This window comes from Vibrio sp. V08_P9A1T1 (assembly GCF_963874405.1).
GTDB lineage: Bacteria > Pseudomonadota > Gammaproteobacteria > Enterobacterales > Vibrionaceae > Vibrio > Vibrio anguillarum.
In genome coordinates, this window is the sequence record NZ_CAWNIB010000085.1 from 1 (window position 1) to 6,880 (window position 6,880).

The window sequence follows — 6,880 nt, forward strand, 5'->3', positions numbered from 1 at the left end:
TCCATGGAGTTAGCAATATGCTTCATGTTATTGGAATGTTAACGAAGATTGTTTGCGATAAATGCAGGCTTTATTACGTAATTCGATAGAACCGAAGCAATAAAGCCTTAAGCAGTTATCGCTGTTGCAGTGCGATAAGCATCAAATAAGTTATGTTTGGCTAATGCGTCTCACGAACTTTCAGTTTACGAGGCACCAATTCGATCCCAGCTTGATAACGTTTTGCCGAAGCGTTGAGTGCTAACGCGAGTGCGCTGTCGGCAATCAGTTCAAATTGCTGCGGCAACGAGTTGATTTTAATCGGCAAGAAATCAAGTAAACGATTATCACCAAATGTCGATAACTTCACACGATTCATCAAGCTTGGGTTTTCAAACAATACGTCTAAAATCCCTTCAAGCAGGGTGTAGGAAGTCGCGACGATCGCATCTGGCATGCTGTTGTTGGCGATCCATTCATTCACCACTCGTTTGCCCTCTTCTCGATTAAAGTGCGCGCCATAACCGATAACACTGTGCACAGTTTTCGCTCTTAACGCGGCTTCAAAACCCAACTGGCGCTCTTGCGAAATATTAAGCTCTGGTAATGCACCGACCAAACCAACGGTTTTAATCTCCGGCGTTAATAGAGAGTGAGTCAATTCAAACGCGGCGTTGAAATCTTCACTGATCACACAGGCGAAAAATTCATCATCTAACGGGCGGTCAATCGCAATAACCGGAGTGCCTGAATGTTGCAACTTGAGATAAAACTCACTGGCGTGAGGAATCGCGCTGGCGACAAATAGCGCATCGATGCGGCGTGAGACCAAGGCATCCACCACCGACATCTCGGTATGCGGGTCATCGTCCGAACAGGCGATGAGAATTTGGTAACCCGCTTGGCGAGAGTTCTGTTCTAACAATTTAGCAAGACGCGCGTAACTGGTGTTCTCAAGATCAGGGATGATGAGCCCAAAAGAACGGCTATTTCCTGCTCGCAAAGCAGAAGCGGCGTGATCGGGACGGTAATTATGAGCATCCACCACGGCCATCACTTTCTGCTGGGTTTTTTCACTAATGCGGTACTTCTGCGCTTTGCCATTGATTACATAACTGGCGGTGGTTTTAGAGACTCCCGCCAACTTCGCTATCTCATCTAGTGTCATATCAACCACTCTTGTTCTGTGCGTCGGATCATAGAACTCATTTTTTGATCCTTGATGAAGTTGAATTATACGCTGAATCGATTCAGTATAAAAGCTGAAAGGATTCAGCAAAATTACAAAATGATAACTAAGGCTACATTTGACCATCACTTCATCGATGTAAAGATCACCAAATGTGAGTGTTATAAAAAATGAGCAGTGCGAGTAAGTGAACAGCGCCATTTTTCGTCAAAAATAGGTTTGCTGAATTTTTTTGGGAAAAAAGCTGAAACGATTCAGCTTGAATAAGTCATATTAATAAACTATCACTTAGGTGAAATCTATACTTCAAAGTGATAACGAATTAAGCCGTAAGGCAAAGAGGCCAAAATGCTGCAACTCAATTCCAACAATATTACTTTGGGCCAATCACCCACGAACAAGCAAGAAGCGATTCGAGCTATCGCAGCGGATCTAACCAACAAAGGGTTCGTCGAAGCAGGTTATGTCGATGGCATGCTTAACCGTGAAGCTCAGAATTCGACCTTTCTTGGTAATGGTATCGCGATCCCACACGGTACAACCGATACACGTCAACTGGTTAAGCAAACGGGTGTTGCTGTTCACCACTTCCCCAACGGCGTTGACTGGGGTAACGACGCAACCGTTTATGTCGCGATTGGTATTGCAGCGAAATCCGATGAACATTTGGGCATTCTGAAGCAACTGACGCAAGTGTTGTCCGCCGATGGCGTTGAAGAGAAACTGAAACAAGCATCCAGTGCCAATGATGTCATTGCACTCCTCAATGGCGAAGTGCAATTTGAGCCTGATTTTGATGCTTCGTTGATCCAACTGCTTTTCCCTGCCAGTGATATGGTACAAATGAGCGCCGTCGCTGGCGGTTTGCTACGCAATACCGGCTGTGCCGACAATGAATTTGTTGCCGAACTGGTCACGAAAGAGCCAACCCACCTAGGCAAGGGATTGTGGTTAATCAGCAGTGACAAAGCGGTCAAACGCACGGGCATTTCGTTTGTGTCAACCGCCAATGCGTGTGAATACAATCAACTCAACGTCAAAGCCTTGATCGCGATTGCCGCTTGTAATAATGCTCACCAAAACATTCTAGATAAGCTCACGCAGCTTGTGCTTCAGCAACAACAAGAAACCTTGCTCAATGCGAATGCTGCCCAATTATTGGCTTTCTTCAGCAATGACAATGAGCAAGCTCCGGCAACAAATGAGAGCGCAGCAAGCAAGGTTGCGGTATTCAAAATCAAAAACGCACATGGTCTGCACGCTCGTCCAGGAGCGATGTTGGTGGCCGAAGCGAAGAAATTTGAAGCCAATATCAAAGTGTCTAACTTAGATGGCGACGGAAAAACAGCCAATGCGAAAAGCCTGATGAAAGTCATTGCGCTGGGCGTAAAACATGGTCACCAGCTTCAGTTTTCAGCTGAGGGGCCAGACGCCGAGCAAGCATTAGAGTCGATCGGTAAAGCGATTGCTTCTGGTCTAGGTGAAGGGTGAGGATTAAGTCATGACAAATAAAGTCGTCACTATCACGCTCAACCCAGCGCTTGATTTAACAGGTAGCTTGGATGTGCTGAATGTTGGCTCAGTGAGCCTAGTCAAACAAGGTTCACTTCACGCCGCAGGTAAAGGGGTTAATGTTGCGAAAGTACTGAGCGATCTCGGTGCAAAGGTGACTGTGACCGGATTTCTTGGCCGTGATAACCAAGAGTTGTTCTGTCAGCTATTTGATCAAATGGCCGCAATTGATGAGTTTGTTCGTGTTGATGGTGCAACCCGTATTAACGTGAAATTGGTGGAGCAATCGGGCGAAGTGAGCGACATCAATTTCCCCGGAGTTGAAGTGACGCCGCTTGCCATTGAGCAGTTCGAACGCACTCTCGAGAGATTAGCCGCTGATCACGACTATTTTGTGCTCGCTGGTAGCTTGCCACAGGGCATCTCCCCAGCATTATGTACTTCGTGGATCGAAAAACTGCACTCCATGGGTAAAAAAGTGCTGTTTGATAGCAGTCGTGATGCCCTCAAAGCGGGTCTTGACGCAAAGCCTTGGTTGATTAAACCAAACGATGAAGAGCTTTCTCAATTTGTGGGGCGTGAACTACACACTCCTGAGCAATGCCAAGCTGCCGCCGCGCAACTGGCCGAAAAAGGCATTGAAAATATCGTGGTGTCGATGGGAGCAAATGGCGTGATGTGGTTGAACCAACATCAATGGCTGCATGCAAAACCACCACGTATGCAGGTCGTTAGCACTGTTGGCGCAGGCGATACTTTAGTCGCGGGCCTTTGCTGGGGACACATGCAGCAGATGGAAAAAACAGAACTGCTTACTTTTGCCACCGCCCTCTCTGCGTTAGCTGTTACGCAAGTCGGCGTGGGTATGTCAAACCGAAAACAACTCGAAACCCTACAACAACAAATCCAATTACAACCCGTTAGCTTAAGCGCTAACTCATAAGGACAGAAGGTCGTAACTATGAAGATTGCTATTATTACCGCATGCCCCAGTGGTGTTGCAAACAGCATCATTGCTGCCGGGCTGCTTGAACAAGCGGCAAAATCGCTCAATTGGACCGCTGTGGTTGAATGCCATTCCAGCATCATTCAAGGCCATACGCTCTCTAGCAGTGAAATCGACAACGCAGATGTGGTGGTTATTGCTCGTAATACACCAATAGATACCACCCGCTTTATCGGCAAAAAAGTGTACCAAAGTGACATTTCAGCCTGCACGTCTGATCCCGTTGCTTTTTTAAACAGCGCGATAAATGCAGCAACTATCCTAACTGAGCAAGAGGCAAAAACGGTGTCTGCGCCAGTCGTAACGCAAGCCGCTAAAAAAATCGTGGCTATCACCGCTTGTCCAACGGGTGTTGCACACACCTTTATGGCGGCAGAAGCGCTAGAAAACCATGCAAAACGCCTTGGCCACCAGATCAAAGTAGAAACACGCGGTTCTGTGGGCGCGAAAAACCAACTCACGGCGCAAGAGATTGCTGATGCGGATTTGGTGATCATTGCGGCCGATATCGAAGTGCCACTCGATCGTTTCAACGGCAAAAAACTGTACAAAACCAGTACTGGCCTTGCACTGAAAAAAACCGAGCAAGAGATCACCAACGCGTTTAACCAAGCGTCTATTTATACGCAATCGTCAGCGTCTAATAATAATCAAACCGAAGAGAAAAAAGGGGTGTACAAGCACCTGATGACTGGGGTATCTCACATGCTTCCTGTCGTAGTCGCGGGTGGTTTGATCATCGCACTCTCTTTTGTGTTTGGTATTGAAGCGTTTAAAGAGCAAGGCACATTGGCGGCAGCGCTGATGACCATTGGTGGCGGTTCAGCCTTTGCATTAATGATCCCTGTCATGGCGGGTTTTATTGCGTTCTCGATTGCTGACCGTCCGGGGCTTGCTCCTGGTTTGATTGGCGGGATGTTGGCAAGCTCTACCGGAGCCGGTTTTCTTGGCGGTATTGTGGCCGGTTTCATTGCAGGTTACGCCGCTAAATTCATTGCAGATAAAGTCTCCTTACCTCAATCGATGGAAGCGCTAAAACCAATCCTCATCATTCCATTTGTGGCGAGTCTCTTTACTGGCTTGGTGATGATCTACATCGTCGGTGGCCCTGTATCGAGCATCATGGCTGCAATGACTGAGTTCTTAAACAACATGGGCTCAGCCAACGCCGTACTTCTGGGTGTAATCCTAGGCGCGATGATGTGCTTTGACTTAGGTGGGCCGATTAATAAAGCAGCGTATACCTTTGGTGTTGGTCTACTTGCTTCGCAAACTTACGCACCAATGGCCGCTATTATGGCTGCGGGTATGGTGCCAGCGTTAGGTATGGGCCTTGCGACTTTCCTTGCCAGAGACAAATTCGAAGCCGGTGAACGTGAAGCGGGTAAAGCCTCATTTGTACTAGGTTTATGCTTTATCTCTGAAGGGGCAATTCCATTTGCAGCGAAAGATCCAATGCGCGTTATCCCAGCTTGTATGGCAGGCGGCGCGTTAACGGGTGCACTGTCTATGCTGTTTGGCGCGAAATTAATGGCTCCGCACGGCGGCCTATTTGTCCTACTGATCCCAAATGCGATTACACCTGTACTGATGTACCTAATCGCGATTGCGGCTGGTACGGCGGTGACTGGCTTTGGTTACGCCTTCCTTAAAAACCGCGCAAAAGCGAGCGAGAGCTCAACCGCGGCAGCAATATAATTTGCATCATTAATATTTAACTATCATGAGTGAGCAGCAACGCTGCTCACTTTTTCACGCTTTTCCAGGGCTAAAATTCCTTTACACGCACCGCTGACACGCCGCATACTCACCCTCAGTTTAAGTAGCCTCGCGATAGTTATGATCCAGTCATTGATGTTTGCCTTCTTGTTTAGCTTATTGAGCCTGTTCTCCTCGCTCAACCTCAATGCTACACAAAGCTTTTCGGCGAGTGAGTCTACGACAATCCAGCATGTTCATTTTTCCAGTCATCCATTTTTTGTTGATCGTGATGCAGCAATATTAACCACAAGGCATGAAACGCCACGAGTCAGTGGGCTTCGGTTAATCTCAGATGACGACGAAGAGACGAGCGCAGAAACTACCCTACTTTTTTACACTCTCAGTACCACTGCGTTTGTCGTCATTTGTTCTCTGTATATAGGTCAATCAACTCACGTTTTTGTGCGTAAAGCACTGCAATTTTCCAACCTGTATTCACGCTTCGCCCACGCTTAACACCTTTTTCAATCGGACCAATTATTACTATTTACTGATTGAGGAAGCTTGTTATGAATACTTTTTTGTCTATTTTCTCTGCCTTATGGCATCAAGATCTGTTTGCGCTACAGCAGGTCGATCTGTCGTTACTTTACCTCTGCATTGGGTTACTTATCTTCGTTGAAAGTGCATTTATTCCAGCAGCGCCACTGCCTTGCGATAGTGTGATTGTACTGTGTGGTAGCCTTGCGGCCGTTGGGGTACTCAACCTTTATGCCATTATTGGCGTGCTGGTTTTTGCTGGTTGGCTGGGCAGTGCGATCGCCTTTTATCAAGGCCACCAACTTAAAGAGTGGCGATTAGTCTCAACTTGGCTCAACAAAGTCTCAGAAAAACAGTGGCGCACTACCGATAACTTGATCCAAAGGTATGGGCTACTGGCCATGTTCATGGGGCGCTTTCTGCCGGTAGTTCGTTCTTTGCTACCTATGGTAATGGGGCTGCGTAATGCAGTAACACCAACACGCTTCCTGCTCGTCTCACCACTGAGCGCGCTGGCGTGGATTCTGTTTTTGGTCGGCTCAGGCTTAGGTATTTCTCTTTTGCCCGATAAGCTTGCCAAAATAGCCAATCATGCGTTGATATTAGCACCACTGATGACACTGTTGATCGCTATCTCAACGGTACTGGTGGGTTGGTTAATGCGTAAACGTTCACTGCAAAAAGCCCCTCGTATCAGTGAAGAAAGCCAATTATAGCGGCCTTACGCCACGGTTCAAATGGCCGTGGCGTTCGTAATCGAATGAGCATAGCAGCGAGTCACGCTGATAATAGATAAAAAAAGGGCTCAAAAGAGCCCTAAAACAGAATAATTACTGACACCTATACATATCTGAAGCTGCCGACGAACTACATTTTAATAGCCTCTGAGGCCACCCATTCAATTAAAAACAACAAATACTTTATACTATACACATTGCCACCCACACCTATCA

General features: G+C 47.0%; 5 protein-coding genes. 4 read left to right on the plus strand and 1 reads right to left on the minus strand.

What is annotated here, in order from left to right:
• Window positions 1-160: 160 nt before the first annotated feature.
• Window positions 161-1,294: a catabolite repressor/activator gene (gene cra / locus AACT21_RS04420; RefSeq protein ID WP_176430150.1), complete on the minus strand. Its 1,134-nt coding sequence runs from the start codon at window positions 1,292-1,294 to the stop codon at window positions 161-163.
• 222 nt (window positions 1,295-1,516) lie between these two features.
• Here cra and fruB point away from each other — a divergent pair, with 222 nt between their 5' ends.
• The 4 genes from fruB to AACT21_RS04440 all read left to right on the plus strand — a co-directional run bounded on the left by fruB (window position 1,517) and on the right by AACT21_RS04440 (window position 6,643).
• Window positions 1,517-2,659 (plus strand): fused PTS fructose transporter subunit IIA/HPr protein, encoded by a 1,143-nt coding sequence (gene fruB, locus AACT21_RS04425; RefSeq protein WP_094163154.1) that lies wholly within the window; start codon window positions 1,517-1,519, stop codon window positions 2,657-2,659.
• A 10-nt stretch (window positions 2,660-2,669) separates the two neighbouring features.
• Window positions 2,670-3,623: a 1-phosphofructokinase gene (gene pfkB / locus AACT21_RS04430; protein ID WP_094163155.1), complete on the plus strand. Its 954-nt coding sequence runs from the start codon at window positions 2,670-2,672 to the stop codon at window positions 3,621-3,623.
• An 18-nt stretch (window positions 3,624-3,641) separates the two neighbouring features.
• Window positions 3,642-5,384, plus strand: a complete 1,743-nt coding sequence (gene fruA / locus AACT21_RS04435; RefSeq protein ID WP_094163156.1) for a PTS fructose transporter subunit IIBC — start codon at window positions 3,642-3,644, stop codon at window positions 5,382-5,384.
• 572 nt (window positions 5,385-5,956) lie between these two features.
• The gene (locus AACT21_RS04440) at window positions 5,957-6,643 is read left to right on the plus strand and encodes a DedA family protein (protein WP_026027215.1); all 687 of its coding nucleotides are present in this window, start codon (window positions 5,957-5,959) and stop codon (window positions 6,641-6,643) included.
• Window positions 6,644-6,880 lie beyond the last annotated feature (237 nt).

Bases quoted from the DNA above. Each gene is read 5' to 3' on its own strand.
- pfkB (WP_094163155.1), top strand. From the start codon at position 2,670: ATGACAAATAAAGTCGTCACTATCACGCTCAACCCAGCGCTTGATTTA.
- fruA (WP_094163156.1), top strand. From the start codon at position 3,642: ATGAAGATTGCTATTATTACCGCATGCCCCAGTGGTGTTGCAAACAGC.
- AACT21_RS04440 (WP_026027215.1), top strand. From the start codon at position 5,957: ATGAATACTTTTTTGTCTATTTTCTCTGCCTTATGGCATCAAGATCTG.
- fruB (WP_094163154.1), top strand. From the start codon at position 1,517: ATGCTGCAACTCAATTCCAACAATATTACTTTGGGCCAATCACCCACG.
- cra (WP_176430150.1), bottom strand. From the start codon at position 1,294: ATGGTCAAATGTAGCCTTAGTTATCATTTTGTAATTTTGCTGAATCCT.